Origin of the sequence: Novispirillum itersonii, assembly GCF_014205675.1 — a bacterium.
Classification (GTDB): Bacteria; Pseudomonadota; Alphaproteobacteria; order Rhodospirillales; family Rhodospirillaceae; genus Novispirillum; species Novispirillum itersonii_A.
On the sequence record NZ_JACIIX010000014.1, the window covers coordinates 75595 to 93198 of the forward strand.

Here is a 17604-nt window from a genome sequence, read left to right on the forward strand (position 1 = left end):
GCCCTCAGCAGGGATCGTGAGTTATGGCTGGTCATTCCAAATTTAAGAACATCATGCACCGCAAGGGTGCGCAGGATGCCAAGCGTGCCAAGCTGTTCACCAAGCTGGCCAAGGAAATCTACGTTGCCGCCAAGACCGGCGGCCCGGAACCTGAAGGCAACCCGCGCCTGCGTGCAGCCATTCTGGAAGCCCGCCGCAATTCCGTGCCGAAGGATAATATCGAGCGCGCCCTGAAGAAGGCGCAGGCCGGTGGCGAAGGTGAGGATTACGAAGAAATCCGCTACGAGGGTATGGGCCCGGGCAACGTGGCGGTGATCGTCGAGGCGCTGACCGACAACCGCAACCGCACCGCTTCGGAAGTGCGCTCGATCTTCTCCAAGGCCGGTGGCTCGCTGACCCCGGTGCAGTTCAACTATGAGCGGGTCGGCTACATCTCCTATCCGCTGGCCGCCGGATCGGCCGATGCGGTGCTGGAAGCCGCCATTGAGGCCGGTGCCGACGACGTTGTCACCAATGATGAAGAACACGCCATCTACTGCGGCCCGGATATGCTGGGCGAAGTGCGGTCGGCGCTGGAAGCCTCGCTCGGCGAAGCCCAGACCGCCCGTCTGGACTGGAAGGCCCTGAACACCGCCGCGCTGGATGAAGATGCCGCCCGCAGCCTGTTCAAGTTCCTCGATGCGCTGGAAGACAATGATGACGTTCAGCGTGTGTTCTCCAACGAAGAGATCTCTGACGAGATCCTCGAAAAGCTGGGCTGAGTAAGGGCAGAGCGTGGCGTCGGTCCGTATCCTTGGCCTTGATCCCGGTCTGCGCAATACCGGCTGGGGCGTGATTGAGGCGGATGGCAACCGCCTGCGGGTGATTGCCGATGGAGTGGTGCGGTCCGACGATACGTTGTCTTTAGCCGAGCGGCTGTCCCAGCTGTATGACGGGGTGGCGCAGGTGATCGCCGCTTACGCCCCGGACGAGGCGGCGGTTGAGGAGACTTTCGTCAACCGCAACCCGCTGTCGACCCTGAAGCTGGGGCAGGCGCGCGGGGTATCCCTGCTGGTTCCGGCCCGCCATGGTCTGCCGGTGGCGGAATATCAGCCGTCGCAGGTGAAGAAAGCGGTGGTCGGTACCGGCGCAGCGGCGAAGGAACAGGTGCAGATGATGATCCGCACCCTGTTGCCGGGCTGCATGATTGCCTCGCCGGATGCGGCTGACGCGTTGGCGGTGGCGGTCTGCCATGCCCATCACCGGGCTTCGGCGCAGACTTTGGGGCAGGCCATCTTGCAGGCAGAGCTTAAACAGGCGGGGAAGCGGCGCCGATGATTGCCAAACTCAAAGGGCTGGTGGACAGCAGCGGCGATGACTGGGTGGTGCTGGACGTTAACGGCGTCGGCTATCTGGTGTTCTGTTCCGCCCGGACCCTGTCGCGGCTGCCTGCGGCAGGGGAGGCGGCGGCGCTGGTGGTCGAAACCCACGTCCGGGAAGATCATATCCACCTTTATGGCTTTATCAGCGAGGCGGAACGGTCGTTCTTCCGGCTGCTGCTGACGGTGCAGGGGGTGGGGGCCAAGGTGGCGCTGGCGCTGCTGTCGGTCGGCGATATCACCCAGCTGTCACAGGCGATTGCCGCACAGGATAAGGCGACCCTCAGCCGGGCGGCGGGGGTCGGGCCGAAGCTGGCGGCGCGGATTGCCTCCGAGCTGAAGGACAAGGTCTCCAGCCTGTCGCTGGGCGCGCCGGTGGCCGGTGTGGTGATGACCACACCGAAGGAGGCGATTGCCGAACCGTCGGTGCTGGAAGATGCGGTGTCGGCCTTGGTCAATCTGGGGTATGCCCGTCTCGATGCCTTTGCGGCGGTTGGCCGGGCGGCTGCGACGCTGGGGCAGGGGGCTGCGGTCTCGGTCCTGATCGGGGCGGCCCTGCGCGATCTCGGTAAGGGGGCATAACCGATGGCCCGCACCGATGAGATGGCCGGGTCTGACCGCCTGATCGCCGCCGGTAAGCAGGAAGGCGATGACAGCCACATCCGGCCGCAGCGGCTGGAGGATTTCATCGGGCAGCGGCAGGTCTGCGAGAACCTGTCGGTGTTCGTGCAGGCGGCCCGCGCCCGGGGCGAGGCGATGGACCATGTGCTGCTGTTCGGCCCGCCGGGGCTGGGCAAGACCACGCTGGCGCAGATTGTGTCGCGGGAGCTTGGGGTTGGTTTCCGCGCCACCTCCGGCCCGATGATTGCCAAAGCCGGGGATCTGGCAGCGCTTCTGACAAATCTGGAGCGCAATGACGTTCTTTTCATCGACGAAATCCATCGCCTTAATCCTGCCATAGAGGAAGTGTTGTATCCGGCGATGGAGGATTTCCAGCTCGATCTGATTATCGGGGATGGACCGTCTGCCCGCAGTGTGCGGATTGACCTTCAGCCGTTTACGCTGGTCGGGGCCACCACCCGCTCCGGACTGCTGACGACTCCGCTGCGGGACCGGTTCGGGATTCCGCTGCGGCTGAATTTTTATGAACCGGAGGAGTTGCTCGCCATCGTGCGCCGTGCCGCTGCCATTCTTGATCTGCCGATCACCGATGACGGTGCGCTGGAAGTGGCGCGGCGGTCCCGCGGCACGCCGCGTGTGGCCGGGCGTCTGCTGCGCCGGGTGCGTGACTTTGCCGTGGTGGCGAAGCGTCTGCCGGTCAACGCCTTCATCGCCGATGCGGCGCTGGGGCGGCTGGAAGTGGATAAGCGCGGGCTGGATGCCATGGACCGCCGGTACCTGAAGTGCATTGCCGAGAATTACGGCGGCGGTCCGGTCGGGGTGGATACGTTGGCGGCGGCGCTGTCTGAGGAACGTGACACACTGGAAGAAGTGATCGAGCCGTTTCTGTTGCAGCAGGGCCTGATCCAGCGCACACCGCGCGGGCGGATGCTGACGGACTCGGGGTTTGGTCATCTGGGGCTGTCCGTTCCGAAAGCGGCCAAAAGCCAGCTTGACCTGCTTGACCCGGATCAGGAGGGGGCATGATCGTTCTTCCCACCTCCGGCCGGTTGGCCGACGGAACGCACCTGTACCCGCTGCGGGTCTATTACGAAGACACCGATACGGCGGGGATTGTCTATTACGCCAATTACCTGAAGTTTGCCGAACGCGCCCGCTCCGAGATGGTCCGCCTGCTGGGGATCGAGCAGCGGCGGATGCTGGAGCAGGACGGTGTGGCCTTTGCCGTGCGGCACTGCACTGCCGATTACCGCCGCCCGGCGCGTCTGGATGATGCACTGGTGGTGGTCAGCCAGGTCGCGGATGTCACCGGGGCAACCCTTGTTATCGGGCAGGATATCACCCTGAACGGGGAAACCCTTGTCCGGGTTCAGGTCACGCTGGCCTGTATGCGGGTCGGCGGGGTGGCTGATGGCCGCCCGGCCAGAATTCCCGCCGCTGTGCGGGCGCTGCTGGTCAGACCGGCTGTTCCTGTAGTAGAACCCTCCGAATCACAGACTCTTTGAAGGCTCGGAAACATCACCATGGATGCCTCGTCTCTTCCTGCTGCCTCGCACGATCTGTCGATGATCGGCCTGTTCCTTCAGGCGGACATCATCGTCAAGATGGTGATGCTCTCCCTGGTGGGGGCCTCGGTCTGGAGTTGGGCGATCATTATCGACAAGGCGATGAAAATGCGCCGCGTTGTGACGCTGGCTGACGATTTCGAGGAACGGTTCTGGTCCGGCGGTTCGCTGGAAGACCTGTTCGAGCGGATCGGCAACCGGCCGCTGGATCCGATGTCAGCGGTTTTCGTTGCCGCGATGCGGGAATGGCGGCGCTCCTCCGGCCGCAATACCGCCGGGGATGTCACCATGCGGGTCCGTCTGGCCCAGCGGCTGGAACGGGTGATGCACATCACCGTCACCCGCGAGATGGAAGGGCTGGAAAAACGGGTCGGTTTTCTGGCCTCCACCGGGTCGGTGGCCCCGTTCATCGGGCTGTTCGGCACGGTGTGGGGGATCATGAATTCCTTCGCCGCCATCGGTGCCAGCAAGGATACCAGCCTGGCCACCGTTGCGCCGGGGATCGCCGAAGCCCTGTTCGCCACCGCCATCGGTCTGGTGGCGGCGATTCCGGCTGTGCTGGCCTACAACAAGATTTCCTCCGACATGGACCGTTTTGCCCAGCGTCTGGAAAACTTCGCCGGCGAGTTCGGGGCGATTCTGTCCCGTCAGCTCGATGAGCGTGGCTGAACCGCTGATCTGACGAGCAGGAGACCGCAGGCATGGGCATGAATGTGGGTGGCGGTGGCCGTGGCGGGCGCCGCAAACGCAGGCCGATGGGGGATATCAACGTCACACCGATGGTCGACGTGATGCTGGTGCTGCTGGTGATCTTCATGGTCACCGCGCCGCTGGTGACCACCGGGGTGACCGTTGATCTGCCCAAGGCCAAGGCCCCGGCCATGAATGAGCAGGATAACAAGCCGCTCTACGTTACCGTGCAGGGGGACGGCAAGCTGTTCCTGAACGACAGCCCGGTGACGCTGGAACAGCTGCCGGAGAAGGTGAAGGCCATCGCCGGATCCAATCCGGATGTGCGGATCTATGTGCGCGGGGATGCCGCCAGCCAGTACGGCGTGGTGATGCAGGCCCTGGGGGCCCTGTATGCGGGTGGCTTTACCAAGGCCGCCCTGATTACCCAGCCCGCCAGCGCCAAAGCCAAGAAGTAAGGAGTAGGGGCCCGTGTCCGACCACGACTCCGGACTGCGCCGTAGCCTGATCCTTTCGGTCAGTGTGCACGTGCTGGTCGGTGCCCTGTCTTATCTGGGGCTGCCGTTCCTCAGCCGCGACATGCCGGTTGAGGACGCGCCGATTGTGATTGATCTGGTGGAAATCGCTGAGCGGACCGCTGCGCCGCCGCCGAGCGCCAAGCAGAAAGAGCAGGTGGCCCAGAAGGTGGAGCCCAAGCCGGAGCCGCCGAAGGTGGAGCCGAAGCCCGAACCCCCGAAACCGGAGCCGCCGAAGCCCGAGCCGCCGAAGCCGGAACCGCCCAAGCCGGTGGAGCCGCCAAAGCCGCAGCCACAGCCGCCGAAACCGGAACCGCCGAAGCCTGAGCCGCCGAAATCGGAACAGGTTGACCCGACCTTGCCGCCGGAACCGAAAAAGCCGGATCCCAAGCCCGAGCCGCCGAAGCCGCCGAAGCCTGAGCCGGAGAAAACCCCGCCGAAAAAACCGGTGGAGGAGGATCCGTTCAAGGACCTGATGAAGAACGTCGAGAAGTACCGCCAGCAGCCGAAGGCCAGTACGCCGCCGCCGTCGCAGGCCGCGCCGTCGGCCCCGACTCAGGGGGCCACGAATTCGGCCAATTCTCCGCGCATCCTCAATGCTCCGGTCGCCGATCGGGCGACGATGAGCGAGAAGGATGCCATCCGTGCCCAGATTGAACAGAACTGGGTCTTTGACGTCGGTGCCAAGGGCATCGAGTCCATGGTGATCGTGCTGCGGGTTTACATGAACCCCGATGGGACGGTTTCGAAGGTGGATGTTGCCGATACCGTGCGGTACAACACCGACTCGGGATACCGGGCGATGGCCGATACCGCCAAGCGGGCGGTCCTGAAGTCGCAGCCGTTGAAGTATCCGAACCAGAAGTACGAGGAATTCAAGGTCCTTGAGCTGAGTTTCGCTCCCCGGGACCGGTTGTGACCGTGTAAAGATGTCAAGGGTGCGCCTGCCACGGTCAGGCGCCCGTGTTCGTAAGGCCCTGCTTCCGGGGCGATGTGAGAGGACCAGCGCAGCGATGATGAAGAGTGTCCGTCAGATGTCTCTGCGCCGCATGGGTGCGGCGCTGTTTGGGCTGGCCGTCGCGGGCGTCGCCCTGGCGGCGGCTGTTGCCCCGCACACTGCCCGTGCCGAGGTGAAGATCGATATCACCCGCGGCAAGGTCGAGCCGATGCCGATCGCCATTCCGGACTTTGCCGGTCCCGGTGATGCCGGTCGATTCGGCGGTGATGTCGCCACCGTCATCAGCGCCGACCTTGAACGGTCCGGCCTGTTTGCGCCGATCAACAAGGCGGCGTTCATTCAGGATCTGCCGTCGCTGGACACCCAGCCGCGCTTCACCGACTGGCGCACCATCAACGCCCAGCTTCTGGTGCAGGGCGTGGTGGAGCCGCAGCCTGACGGCCGCCTGCGTCTGGCCTTCCGCCTGTGGGATATCTACGGCGGCGAACAGATGAAGGGGCAGGCCTATGTGACCCAGCCGGAAAACTGGCGCCGCGTCTCTCACATCATCGCCGACGAGATCTATAAGCGGGTCACCGGCGAGGACGGCTACTTTGATACCCGTGTTGTCTATGTCTCCGAAACCGGCCCGGCCACCAAGCGCGTCAAGCGTCTGGCGATCATGGATCAGGACGGCGCAAACCATCATTATCTGTCCGATGGCTCCAACATCGTGCTGACCCCGCGCTTCTCGCCGACGGCGCAGGAAATCACCTATATGAGCTATTACAACGGGTCGCCCCGCGTGTATCTGCTCAATATCGACACCGGCCGTCAGGAACTGCTCGGGGACTTCCCGGGGATGACCTTTGCCCCGCGCTTCTCGCCGGACGGCAACAAGGTCGTGATGTCGATGGCCAAGGACGGGAACTCCGAGCTGTATGACATGGATCTGCGGACTCGGCGCACCTCCCGCCTGACCAACCACCCGGCGATCGACACCTCGCCGAGCTATTCGCCGGACGGTCAGCAGATTGTTTTCAACTCTGACCGGGGCGGTGCCCAGCAGCTTTATGTGATGGACTCGCAGGGCAATAACGTCCGCCGCATCTCCTTCGGCGATGGCCGCTACGCCACTCCGGTGTGGTCGCCGCGCGGGGATCTGATTGCCTTCACCAAGATGAAGGGCGGGGAGTTCTACATCGGTGTGATGCGTCCTGATGGGACCGGGGAACGTATGCTTTCCAATGGGTTCCTGATGGAAGGCCCGACCTGGGCCCCCAATGGCCGCGTGCTGATGTACTACCGTCAGGAAGCCAACGGTGCTGCACCGCAACTGTTCAGCATTGACCTGACCGGATTCAACGAACGGCGCCTTGTGACCCCGCAGGGTTCCTCGGATCCGGCGTGGTCGCCCCTTCTTCCCTGATATCAGAATAAAAAAGCTGTAAAGACCCTCTGTACGCTGCCGCAAAAAGGCTATATAAGCCACGCGATGGGCACCGGTAGGAAGGTGCCCGTCGCTTTGGCGCAGCCGGAGCCTTGCTCTCCCGACTGCGCATAATGAACTCAAACCCCATGCTAAAGAAGTCGAGGGGAAATAAGATGAAGTTCCGTCTGCTGCCTGTCGTCGCTGCTGCTGCGCTGCTCGCTGCGTGCTCGACCGCCTCTGAAGATGCTGGTAGCAAGTCCGCCACCGGCAACACCGCCCCGACCACCGCTGGCAAGACTGCCCCGGCTCCGGGTTCCGTCGAAGAATTCAAGGTTGTGGTCGGTGACCGCGTCCTGTTCGGCTTCGACCAGTACAACCTGAGCGCTGAAGGTCAGGCTGTCCTGAAGAACCAGGCTGCTTGGCTGAACAAGTACACCAAGTACGCTGTCGTCGTCGAAGGCCACGCTGACGAACGCGGCACCCGCGAATACAACCTTGCTCTGGGCGAACGCCGTGCCAACGCCGTGAAGGCGTTCCTGGGCGCTCAGGGTGTCAAGGCTGACCGTCTGAAGGTCGTTTCCTACGGTAAGGAACGTCCGGAATGCGGTGACTCCACCGAAGCCTGCTGGGCCAAGAACCGCCGTGGCGTTTCCGTCCTGCAGTAATCCGGAGCAGCGCCGTACCGCTTGATGCGGTACAGGACTGATTGACGGAAACGGCATCATGGCGCCTGCGTCCGTCCGCTCTCCCGACCGGGAAGGTGGACAGACGCAGGCGTCGCCGTTTTTACGGTCTGCCGGATGATCTGCCCGCGACTTATCGGTTGTCCCGGAGGGCGTCATGGTTTTGCCATGCTGTACTGGTTGGCTGAGACGGTAAATCTTTGCCAGCGCGGTCGCGATCCGGTGACGGAGATCCGTCTGTGTGGTTTTTCTGCCGTCCGGTGTGGAATTTCTGCACCGAAATCCGGCACGGGTTCATAGAAAAAAAGTAATCCCCATGTCATTGTCGGCGCCGTAAGACAGCTTCCGGCCTGACAGCCGGGGGCGGGCCGTTGCCGGTCCGGAAGTCTGCGGCCCTGAAATAGGCCGGAAACGGTGTGAAACTTGCAGCGGGTGAAGAGAATGGGTGTCGCTCAGATGCTTCCTATCCTGTCGGCCCGTGGGCGCATGGCGTCTGCGGTGTCTGGCCTTGTCCTGTGCCTGACGGTTCTGCCGACCGCAGCCGGTGCGCAGGATATCAGCGACATGGCGGAACGGATCCAGAAGCTGGAGCGTGACCTTTCGATGCTACAGCGCCAGTCCGGCGGCAATGGCATTGCCGTTCCGGCCGGTGGCGGTGCCGCGATGGGGGGCGATGCCGCGTCTCAGCTGATGCTGCGTCTGGCCGAGGTTGAGCGGCAGATGGCCGACCTGACCGGCCGGATGGAGGAAACTCAGCATTCGGTGGCGCGGGTCAACACCCGGGTCGATAATATTTCCAAGGACATGGATTTCCGCCTGCAACAGCTGGAACAGCATGGCGGCGGGGCACAGGCCGCAGCCCCAGCGGCGGCTCCGGCAGCCGGGGCTCCGTCCACTCCGGCCCCGGCGGCGACCGGTGGGCAGCCCGGCGTTTTCGGTGTGCTGCCGCAGTCGGCGGCCAACAAGCCCGCGGCACCGCAGGCGGCCCCGGCCGGTCTTCCGGCAGGAAGCCCGGAGCAGCAGTACAATTACGCCTCCACGCTGCTGCGCAACGGCGATTATGCCGGGGCCCAGAATGCGCTTGAGGCGTTCGTGAAGCAGAACCCCAAGCATGATCTGGCCGGAAACGCCCAGTATTGGCTGGGCGAGACTTTCTACGTCCGTCAGGACTTCAAGAACGCTGCCGTGGCCTTCCTTGATGGGTACCGGAATTATCCGAAGAACAACAAGGCTCCGGATAATCTGCTGAAGCTTGGCCTGTCGATGGGCGCCCTGAACCAGACCAAAGAGGCCTGTGCGGCGCTGACCCGGATCCCGAAGGAATATCCGACGGCGTCGGATGTGACCAAGCGCCGGGCGGAATCGGAACGGGACCGCCTGAAGTGCCCGAAGACCTGACGGTCAGCGACAGCGACTTTTCGGCTCTGATGGCTGGACTGGGTCCGTTTGAAACGGCACCCGGTCTGGCCATTGCCGTTTCCGGGGGCGCGGACAGCCTTGCCCTGTGTCTTCTGGCGGACCGCTGGGCGCGGCGGCAGGGGGGGACGGTGACGGCGCTGACCGTTAACCACGGACTCCGCGCTGAGGCCGTAGAGGAGGCGGTTCAGGTCGGGCGCTGGCTGGCGGGTTACGGTATTCCGCATCGCATCCTGACCGTTACGGCTCCCGCCCCCCAAGGGGATATCCAGCACTGGGCCCGGCGGAATCGCTATGCGCTGTTGCAGGACTGGTGCGCCGCCCATGGCATTCTGCATCTGCTGCTGGCCCATCACCGGGAAGATCAGGCTGAAACCCTGCTGCTGCGTCTGGCCCGGGGCAGTGGGGTCAGTGGCCTGAGTGCAATGGCGGCGGTCACGCACACGGCGGAGTGCCGGATTTTGCGTCCGCTGCTGCCCCTTCCTAAGGCCCGGCTGGTGGCCACACTGCACTCCTGCGGACAGGACTGGATCTGTGATCCGTCGAACGACTCCGTGGCTTATGCCCGTGTGCGGATGCGGAAACTGCTCCCGGCCCTCTCGGGTGAAGGTCTGACGCCGGGGCGGCTTGCTGAAACGGCGCGGACACTGGCCCGCAGCCGGGAAGGGCTTGATGCGCTGTCCGTGCGGCTGCTTGCTGAAACGGTGAGCCTGTTCCCATCGGGCGTTGCCTGCATCACCGCTCCAGCCCGTTGGCGCGATCAGCCGGAAGAGGTCAGCCTGCGGGCTCTGTCGGGCCTTCTGGCCTGTGTTGGCGGTCAGGTCTATCCGCCCCGGGCTGAGCGTCTGGAGCGGGCTTTGTCCTGCTGGGGGCAGGACATGACGCTGGGTGGCTGCCGGATTGTCGCGGAACGGGGCTGCCTGTGGATCTGGCGGGAGATGCGGTCGGTCCGTCCTCAGGTTCTGCGATGGGGCGAGTCTGTGGTCTGGGACCGGCGGTTTCGCGTGTCATGGCCTCAGGCGAGTCGCGAATCAGCTCCGGCCGTTTCGCTGATCCTGCGCCCTCTGGGGCAGGGGGGAGTGCAGGCTGTGCGCCGTGCTGCCTGCGCACCGGGGGACGCTGTGGGCCTGCCCCGGCGTTCACTGCCCACTCTTCCCTCCTTATGGTCCGATCGGATACTGGTATCGGTGCCGCATCTGGGCTATTCCATAGGGCAGGAGTTTCAGGACAGGGGGTCCTTCGCGTTGCCGGAGGTCCGGTTTGCCCCGGTGCATCCGGTCAGCCCGGCCGGATTGATCCGGCGGGCGGTCCCCTGAATTGGGATTGCTGTGGCGTTTTGGTCACAGCGGTTGACAGATATGACGGAATCCTTGCGTCCGCGCAGGCCCGTCTTATGTGAAGAGTTATAAGTTTGTCCGCCGACCGGTCACGATCCCGGCCCGGCTTTTGGTACGGAAGGGCTGTCCCTTGAATTTCAGCAAGAATCTGCTGCTGTGGGTGATCATCGCCGTGCTTCTGGTGGCGCTGTTCAACCTGTTCCAGACCTCGACGCCGCGTACCAACGCCTCGTCGCTGGCGTTCTCCGAATTCATGGAGCACGTGGACCGCAACGATATCTCCAGTGTCACCATTCAGGGTGACCGGGTGACCGGGCAGATGCAGACCGGGCAGACCTTCTCGGTGTATGTGCCGGAAGGGGCGAACATCGTCAGCTCCCTGCGGGATCACAATGTGCGCATCAACGCGATGCCGCGGGATGATGAATCCCCGACCTTCTGGGGGATCCTGATCTCGTGGTTCCCGATGCTGCTGTTGATCGGCGTGTGGATTTTCTTCATGCGTCAGATGCAGGGCGGCTCACGCGGGGCCATGGGCTTCGGGAAGTCCAAGGCCCGGCTGCTGACCGAGAAATCCGGCCGCGTCACCTTTGAAGACGTGGCGGGCATCGACGAAGCCAAGCAGGAACTGGAAGAGGTCGTGGAATTCCTGCGCGATCCGCAGAAGTTCCAGCGTCTTGGCGGCAAGATCCCGAAGGGCGTGCTGCTGGTCGGCCCCCCGGGTACCGGTAAGACCCTGCTGGCCCGTGCCATCGCCGGGGAAGCCAATGTGCCGTTCTTCACCATCTCCGGCTCTGATTTCGTGGAAATGTTTGTCGGTGTCGGTGCCAGCCGTGTCCGCGACATGTTCGATCAGGGCAAGAAGAATGCGCCGTGTATCATTTTCATCGACGAAATCGACGCGGTGGGCCGCCACCGTGGTGCCGGTCTCGGCGGCGGGAATGATGAGCGGGAGCAGACCCTGAACCAGCTGCTGGTGGAAATGGATGGTTTCGAGGCCAACGAGGGCGTGATCCTTGTGGCGGCCACCAACCGCCCGGATGTGCTGGATCCGGCGCTGCTGCGCCCCGGCCGTTTCGACCGTCAGGTGGTGGTGCCGAATCCCGATGTGGGCGGCCGTGAAAAGATCCTGAAGGTGCATACCCGTAAGACCCCGCTGGGGCCGGATGTGGATGTGCGGGTGATTGCCCGTGGCACCCCCGGGTTCTCCGGTGCGGATCTGTCGAATTTGGTCAATGAAGCTGCGCTGCTCGCCGCCCGTAAGGGCAAGCGCGTGGTGTCGCAGTCCGATTTTGAAGAAGCCAAGGATAAGGTCCTGATGGGGGCGGAACGCCGTTCCATGGTCATGACCGAAGATGAAAAGAAGCTGACGGCCTACCATGAAGGCGGCCATGCGCTGGTGACCCTGCATTCCCCGGATTATGACCCGATTCACAAGGCGACCATCGTGCCGCGTGGCCGGGCGCTGGGTCTGGTGCAGAGCCTGCCGGAACGGGACCGTTATTCCGCCAACCGGGCCTATCTCGAATCCTTCCTTGCCATCGCCATGGCGGGTCGGATTGCCGAAGAAGTGGTGTTCGGTGCGGATAAGGTGACCAGCGGTGCCGCGCAGGATATCAAGATGGCGACCGACCGGGCCCGCCGCATGGTGACGGAATGGGGGATGTCGGAATCTCTCGGCCCGATCGCGTACGGCGAACCGGAAGGGGAAGTGTTCCTTGGTCATTCTGTGACCACCCACAAGAACATTTCCGAGCAGACCGCCCGTGAGGTTGATCTGGAAATCCGCCGTTTGGTCGAAAAGGGTTACAAGCGCGCCTACGACATCATCACGGAGAACCGCGACCAGCTGGAGCGGATCGCACAGGCCCTGCTGGAGTACGAAACCCTCTCCGGGAAGGAACTGCGGGCGGTGATGAACGGCGAGCCGGTGGTGCGGGATGGCAATGGCTCCAGCACCGGCAGCACCGGCGGAGACACTGCCGCGCCGCGCAAGTCCTCGGTGCCGACTTCGGTTCCGCCGGTGTCGGGACCGGAACCGCAGCCGGGGCAGTAACCGGATGACGTCGACCTTTACGGTTGTGGAAAACCCCGCCTTGCCGCGGGGTTTTTCCATGACAGCCGCCGGAGATCAGTCTTTGGCGGCTGCCGGTGTTCCGCCGCTGTGGCTGGTGCCGCTGGGGGGCGGGGTTCCTGCGTCCGGGCGGGCAATTCTGGCGTGGCGGGTGTGGCTGCAAACCGGCCCGGCGGAGATCACGCAGGTGGACTGCACCCGTGACAGCCTGACCGGCTGGGCGCGGGAGGGCGGGGAAGCGCTGTGGGCGACGGTCAAGCGCCGCCTGTCGGCGACTGAAGGGCTGCGTCCGGCCTTCGCCGGGCTGGATATGGCACGGCCCCATGTGATGGGGATTGTCAATGTCACCCCGGACAGTTTCTCGGACGGCGGAGACCACGCCGATTCTGCGGTCGCCGTCAGCCGGGGTCTCGCCATGCTGGACGCCGGGGCGACGATCCTTGATGTCGGTGGCGAATCGACCCGGCCGGGGGCTGATCCGGTGTCGCCGCAGGAGGAGATCGCCCGGGTGGTGCCGGTGATCCGCGAACTGGCCAACCGGGGGGCGGTGGTGTCGATTGATACCCGCCACGCCGTGGTGATGCAGGCGGCGGTGGCTGCCGGGGCGGCGATCCTGAACGATGTCACTGCCCTGCTGGGGGACCCGGACAGCCTGCCGATGGCGGTCCGCCTCGGCAAACCGGTGATGTTGATGCACATGCAGGGGGAAGACCCCCGGACCATGCAGGCGGATCCGTCCTACCCGCATGCGCCGGTGGCGGTCTTCGAGTCGCTGGCGGCGCGGGTGGAGGCCTGTCTGGCGGCGGGAATCGCCCGGCAGGATCTGTGCGTCGATCCCGGGATCGGTTTCGGGAAGACCGTGGAGCACAACGCGGCGCTGATGCGCAGCCTTGGCATGTTGCACGGTCTGGGCTGTCCGGTCCTGCTGGGGGCGTCCCGCAAAAGCTTCATCGGGCGCCTTGCCGGAGTCCCTCTGCCGAAGGACCGCCTGCCGGGGTCGCTGACGGCGGCCATCCGTGGCTGGGAGCAAGGGGTGCAGATCGTGCGTGTGCATGATGTCGGGGAAACCGTGCAGGCGCTGCGAGTCTGGCAGGCCTGATTTTCGCTGACGGGAGGGCGGGGGTTCGCTGCTGCAAAAAATCCCCGTCCCCGGCATGTGAATCCTCTGGACGGCATGCAGGCTGTCTTTTATTTTTCGCATGTCACAACAGCTTCATGTGACGCGTGTCGTCAGGGATCGCCGTCCTTCTCGGAAAAGAGCAGGGGCGGCGTCCGTTTTTTCGATCTTTGCAGACGGTTTCAACGAGTGCAGACGGATCAGCTTCCCCCGCCGCGCCTACAGCTGCGGCGCATTGACAAGCGTTTTCCCGGCTGTCACGCCAACAAGGCGGTCTCTCTGACCTTGCAGCCGGGGGAAATCCATGCCCTGCTCGGGGAAAATGGGGCTGGCAAGTCGACTCTGGTCAAAATCGTCTACGGCGTTCAGCAGGCTGACAGCGGCGAGATCCTGTGGGATGGCCAGCCGGTGCACATCGGCAGCCCGGCACAGGCGCGTGCCCTTGGCATCGGCATGGTGTTCCAGCATTTTTCGCTGTTTGAGTCGCTGACCGTCACCGAGAATATTGCCCTTGGTATCAATGCCAGGGAACCGCTGGAGGATCTGGCAACCCGGATTGCCGAAGTGTCGCAGCGCTATGGCCTGCCGCTGGATCCGCAGCGCCATGTGCATGATCTGTCGGTGGGGGAACGCCAGCGGGTGGAGATCACCCGCTGCCTGTTGCAGAATCCGCGCCTGCTGATCATGGATGAGCCGACCTCGGTGCTGACCCCGCAGGAGGCCGATACCCTGTTTGAGACCCTGCGCCGCCTGCGCGACGAGGGCTGTACCATCCTCTACATTTCCCACAAGCTGGAAGAAATCCGCGCCCTGTGCTCTCAGGCGACGGTTCTGCGCGCCGGGGACGTGGTGGGATCCTGCGATCCGCGCGAAAACAGCGCCCGGGCACTGGCGCAGATGATGATCGGGACCGAGCTGAAAACCGCCCGCAGCAGCATTTCCGGCACCCGCCGGGGCGAGGCGCGGCTTCAGGTGACTAACCTCAGCCTCGGCTCTCTTCAGCCGTTCGGGGTTGACCTGAAGGACATCTCGCTGTCGGTGCACAGCGGTGAGATCGTCGGTATCGCCGGGGTGGCAGGCAATGGCCAGAACGAGCTGATGGCCGCCCTCTCCGGCGAACACCGCAGTGCCGACCACGATGCCATCCATATCAATGGGCAGCCGGTGGGGCGTCTCGGGCCGAAGCGCCGCCGTGATCTCGGCATGGGTTTTGTGCCGGAAGAACGTCTGGGCCGGGGGGCGGTCCCGGATCTGTCGCTGGCCGACAATGCCCTGCTGTCCGGCTATGGGCGGCAGGCGTTGGTCAGCCGGGGGCTGATCTCCTTCCGCAAGGTTAATGCCTACGCGGACCGCATTATTCAGGCCTTCAACGTCCGCACCCACGGGCGGCGGGCGGAAGCGCGGTCACTGTCCGGCGGCAACCTGCAAAAATTCATCATTGGCCGCGAAATCCTGCAAAAGCCGAAACTGCTGATCTGCGCCCAGCCGACCTGGGGGGTGGATGCCGGGGCGGCCGCGCAGATCCATCAGGCGCTGCTCGATCTGCGCGATCAGGGGGCGGCGGTGCTGGTGGTCAGTCAGGATCTGGATGAGCTGTTCACCATCGCCGACCGCATTGCGGTGATGTGCCATGGCCGCCTGTCGTCCCTGCGTGCCGCCCGGGAAACCACGGTGGAGCAGGTGGGGCTGCTGATGGGCGGCCTGTTTGACTCTGCTGACGAGTGGGAGGACGATCATGGCGCATAAGCCGTCGTTCATGCCGCGTCTGGAACCGCGTGGGCATGCCTCTCCGTCGATGGTGTATCTGACACCGCTGCTGGCGCTGGTGGTGACCCTGCTGGCCGGGGGCCTGCTGTTTCAGGTGCTGGGCTTCAATGCGCCGGAAGCGCTGTATACGTTCTTTATCTCGCCGCTGACCACGGCCTACGGGCTGGGGGAACTGGTGGTGAAAGCCACGCCGCTGGCCCTGTGTGCCATCGGTCTGGCGCTGGGGTTCCGGGGCAACGTCTGGAACATCGGGGCCGAAGGGCAGCTGACCTTCGGGGCGATTTTCGGTGGGGGTGTGGCGCTGGCCTGCTACGACATGGAAGGCTGGTGGATCCTGCCGCTGATGGTCGTGGCCGGAATGGTTGGCGGCATGCTGTGGGGGGCTATTCCGGCCTTCCTGAAGACCCGGTTCCACGCTTCGGAAATTCTGGTCAGCCTGATGCTGACCTATGTGGCGACCCTGATTCTCAGCCTGCTGGTGCATGGCCCGTGGCGCGATCCGGAGGGGTTCAACTTCCCGGAATCGCGGATATTCAGTGATTCGGCCCTGCTGCCGGTGCTGCTGGCGGAAACCCGCCTGCACTTCGGCGCGCTGTTTGCGCTGGCGGCGGTGGTCGGTGGCTGGTTCATCATTGCCCGCACCTTTGTCGGCTTCCAGATCAAGGTGATGGGCCTGACGCCTGCCGCCGGGGGCTATGCCGGATTCAGCCAGCGCAAGGTGGTGTGGCTGTCGTTTCTGGTGTCCGGGGCGCTGGCGGGTCTGGCCGGGGTGTCGGAAGTGGCCGGACCGATCGGGCAGCTTCAGCCGACGGTGTCGCCGGGGTACGGGTTTACCGCGATCATCGTCGCCTTTCTCGGCCGCCTGCATCCGGTGGGGATCCTGCTGGCAGCGCTGCTGATGGCACTGTCCTATCTGGGGGGCGAGGCCGTCCAGATCGGCATGGGCCTGCCGCTGGCTGTCACCGGGGTGTTTCAGGGGATGCTGCTGTTCTTCCTGCTGGCGTCTGATGTTCTGATCCGGTACCGGGTGCGCTTCGGCCGCCCGCAGCAGGAGGCGAAGGCGTGAGTATTGAACTGCTGGATGCCACCGCCCTGCTGCTGGTGGCGATGATGCGGGCCGCCGTGCCGCTGGCGCTGGCGGCGCTGGGGGAACTGGTGACGGAAAAGTCCGGTGTGCTGAACCTCGGCGTTGAAGGGATGATGCTGACCGGCGCGGTGGCGGCGTTTGCGGCAACGGTCTCCACCGGCTCGATGACCTTCGGTCTGCTGGCGGCGATGCTGGCCGGGATGGCGATGGCCCTGCTGTTTGGCTTCCTGACCCTGTATCTGCTGACCAATCAGGTGGCGACCGGGCTGGCCCTGACCATTTTCGGGATCGGCCTGTCGGCATTCGTCGGGCAGGGGTTTGTCGGCCAGACGGTGGAGCCGATGGCGGCGGTATCACTGGGCGCCCTGTCGCAGATTCCGCTGATCGGCAAACTGGTGTTCGGGCAGGATCCGATGGTCTACCTGACGCTGGCTCTGACCGGGGTCATCTGGTGGTTTTTCGCCCGGGCCCGGGCCGGTCTGGTGGTGCGCGCGGTGGGGGAAAGCCCGCATGCCGCCCATGCCATCGGCTATCCGGTGCGGCTGATCCGTCTGGGGGCGGTGCTGTTCGGCGGTGCCTGCTGCGGTCTGGCCGGGGCCTACCTGTCGCTGGTTTATACCCCGATGTGGGTGGAAGGGATGACCGCCGGGCGCGGCTGGATCGCACTGGCGCTGGTGGTGTTCGCCACCTGGCGGCCGTGGCGCGCCCTGCTGGGGGCCTGGCTGTTCGGTGGTATCACCATCATTCAGCTGCATGTGCAGGGGATGGGGGTCGATCTGCCGTCGCAGGTGCTGTCGATGCTGCCGTATCTGGCGACCATTGTGGTGCTGGTGCTGATTTCCCGCGACAGTACGCGGATCCGCCTGAACGCACCGGCCAGTATCGGCAAGGTATTTCATCCGGAAGGCTAAGGGGGAAATCCTGGCCCGGATGGGGTGTGTCGTGATGTTTTCCGGCTGATGCCACGGGGGAAAGTCCCGTCCGCTGGCAGGCCCGCTGACAGGA

Annotated in this window: 17 protein-coding genes; all 17 read left to right on the top strand. The window is 64.4% G+C overall.

Annotation, left to right across the window (positions count from 1 at the left end; translation table 11 throughout):
- Positions 1–23 precede the first annotated feature (23 nt).
- The 17 genes from FHS48_RS16455 to FHS48_RS16535 all read left to right on the top strand — a co-directional run bounded on the left by FHS48_RS16455 (position 24) and on the right by FHS48_RS16535 (position 17510).
- A complete protein-coding gene (locus FHS48_RS16455; RefSeq protein ID WP_184265019.1) occupies positions 24–761 on the top strand; it encodes a YebC/PmpR family DNA-binding transcriptional regulator in 738 nt (245 codons plus the stop codon).
- A 13-nt stretch (positions 762–774) separates the two neighbouring features.
- A complete protein-coding gene (gene ruvC, locus FHS48_RS16460; RefSeq protein WP_184265021.1) occupies positions 775–1317 on the top strand; it encodes a crossover junction endodeoxyribonuclease RuvC in 543 nt (180 codons plus the stop codon).
- On the top strand, positions 1314–1940 hold the full coding sequence (gene ruvA, locus FHS48_RS16465) for a Holliday junction branch migration protein RuvA (protein ID WP_184265023.1): 627 nt from the start codon (positions 1314–1316) through the stop codon (positions 1938–1940). The genes ruvC and ruvA overlap by 4 nt, the downstream gene beginning before the upstream one ends.
- A 21-nt stretch (positions 1941–1961) precedes the next feature.
- Positions 1962–3005 (top strand): Holliday junction branch migration DNA helicase RuvB, encoded by a 1044-nt coding sequence (gene ruvB, locus FHS48_RS16470; protein ID WP_184265084.1) that lies wholly within the window; start codon positions 1962–1964, stop codon positions 3003–3005.
- Positions 3002–3484: a tol-pal system-associated acyl-CoA thioesterase gene (gene ybgC / locus FHS48_RS16475; protein WP_184265025.1), complete on the top strand. Its 483-nt coding sequence runs from the start codon at positions 3002–3004 to the stop codon at positions 3482–3484. The genes ruvB and ybgC overlap by 4 nt, the downstream gene beginning before the upstream one ends.
- An 18-nt stretch (positions 3485–3502) precedes the next feature.
- Positions 3503–4213, top strand: a complete 711-nt coding sequence (gene tolQ, locus FHS48_RS16480) for a protein TolQ (RefSeq protein ID WP_184265027.1) — start codon at positions 3503–3505, stop codon at positions 4211–4213.
- Between the two features lie 32 nt (positions 4214–4245).
- Positions 4246–4692 carry an ExbD/TolR family protein gene (locus FHS48_RS16485; RefSeq protein ID WP_184265029.1) on the top strand — a complete coding sequence of 149 codons (447 nt, stop codon included), beginning with the start codon at positions 4246–4248 and terminating at the stop codon, positions 4690–4692.
- 13 nt (positions 4693–4705) lie between these two features.
- Positions 4706–5668 (top strand): cell envelope integrity TolA family protein, encoded by a 963-nt coding sequence (locus tag FHS48_RS20520; protein ID WP_184265031.1) that lies wholly within the window; start codon positions 4706–4708, stop codon positions 5666–5668.
- Positions 5669–5783: 115 nt separating this feature from the next.
- Positions 5784–7115, top strand: coding sequence for a Tol-Pal system beta propeller repeat protein TolB (gene tolB, locus FHS48_RS16495; protein ID WP_416046521.1), 1332 nt, complete (start codon positions 5784–5786; stop codon positions 7113–7115).
- Between the two features lie 176 nt (positions 7116–7291).
- Positions 7292–7783, top strand: a complete 492-nt coding sequence (gene pal / locus FHS48_RS16500; RefSeq protein WP_184265035.1) for a peptidoglycan-associated lipoprotein Pal — start codon at positions 7292–7294, stop codon at positions 7781–7783.
- A gap of 474 nt (positions 7784–8257) precedes the next feature.
- Positions 8258–9199, top strand: coding sequence for a tol-pal system protein YbgF (gene ybgF, locus FHS48_RS16505; RefSeq protein WP_184265037.1), 942 nt, complete (start codon positions 8258–8260; stop codon positions 9197–9199).
- Positions 9184–10533, top strand: a complete 1350-nt coding sequence (gene tilS, locus FHS48_RS16510; RefSeq protein WP_184265039.1) for a tRNA lysidine(34) synthetase TilS — start codon at positions 9184–9186, stop codon at positions 10531–10533. Before ybgF ends, tilS begins: the two co-directional genes overlap by 16 nt.
- Before the next feature lie 151 nt (positions 10534–10684).
- Positions 10685–12610, top strand: a complete 1926-nt coding sequence (gene ftsH / locus FHS48_RS16515) for an ATP-dependent zinc metalloprotease FtsH (RefSeq protein ID WP_184265042.1) — start codon at positions 10685–10687, stop codon at positions 12608–12610.
- 58 nt (positions 12611–12668) lie between these two features.
- The gene (folP, locus tag FHS48_RS16520) at positions 12669–13727 is read left to right on the top strand and encodes a dihydropteroate synthase (protein WP_260402535.1); all 1059 of its coding nucleotides are present in this window, start codon (positions 12669–12671) and stop codon (positions 13725–13727) included.
- Between the two features lie 207 nt (positions 13728–13934).
- A complete protein-coding gene (locus tag FHS48_RS16525) occupies positions 13935–15491 on the top strand; it encodes an ABC transporter ATP-binding protein (protein ID WP_184265046.1) in 1557 nt (518 codons plus the stop codon).
- A complete protein-coding gene (locus FHS48_RS16530) occupies positions 15481–16578 on the top strand; it encodes an ABC transporter permease (protein ID WP_260402536.1) in 1098 nt (365 codons plus the stop codon). Before FHS48_RS16525 ends, FHS48_RS16530 begins: the two co-directional genes overlap by 11 nt.
- A 41-nt stretch (positions 16579–16619) precedes the next feature.
- A complete protein-coding gene (locus FHS48_RS16535; protein ID WP_184265088.1) occupies positions 16620–17510 on the top strand; it encodes an ABC transporter permease in 891 nt (296 codons plus the stop codon).
- The last annotated feature ends 94 nt before the right edge of the window (positions 17511–17604 follow it).

Excerpts from the sequence above, each read along its gene's own strand:
- ybgC (WP_184265025.1), top strand. The coding sequence starts at position 3,002 with ATGATCGTTCTTCCCACCTCCGGCCGGTTGGCCGACGGAACGCACCTG.
- pal (WP_184265035.1), top strand. The coding sequence starts at position 7,292 with ATGAAGTTCCGTCTGCTGCCTGTCGTCGCTGCTGCTGCGCTGCTCGCT.
- tolQ (WP_184265027.1), top strand. The coding sequence starts at position 3,503 with ATGGATGCCTCGTCTCTTCCTGCTGCCTCGCACGATCTGTCGATGATC.
- ruvB (WP_184265084.1), top strand. The coding sequence starts at position 1,962 with ATGGCCGGGTCTGACCGCCTGATCGCCGCCGGTAAGCAGGAAGGCGAT.
- folP (WP_260402535.1), top strand. The coding sequence starts at position 12,669 with ATGACAGCCGCCGGAGATCAGTCTTTGGCGGCTGCCGGTGTTCCGCCG.
- ruvA (WP_184265023.1), top strand. The coding sequence starts at position 1,314 with ATGATTGCCAAACTCAAAGGGCTGGTGGACAGCAGCGGCGATGACTGG.
- FHS48_RS16485 (WP_184265029.1), top strand. The coding sequence starts at position 4,246 with ATGGGCATGAATGTGGGTGGCGGTGGCCGTGGCGGGCGCCGCAAACGC.
- ybgF (WP_184265037.1), top strand. The coding sequence starts at position 8,258 with ATGCTTCCTATCCTGTCGGCCCGTGGGCGCATGGCGTCTGCGGTGTCT.
- FHS48_RS16530 (WP_260402536.1), top strand. The coding sequence starts at position 15,481 with ATGGCGCATAAGCCGTCGTTCATGCCGCGTCTGGAACCGCGTGGGCAT.
- FHS48_RS16535 (WP_184265088.1), top strand. The coding sequence starts at position 16,620 with ATGATGCGGGCCGCCGTGCCGCTGGCGCTGGCGGCGCTGGGGGAACTG.
- FHS48_RS16455 (WP_184265019.1), top strand. The coding sequence starts at position 24 with ATGGCTGGTCATTCCAAATTTAAGAACATCATGCACCGCAAGGGTGCG.
- tolB (WP_416046521.1), top strand. The coding sequence starts at position 5,784 with ATGTCTCTGCGCCGCATGGGTGCGGCGCTGTTTGGGCTGGCCGTCGCG.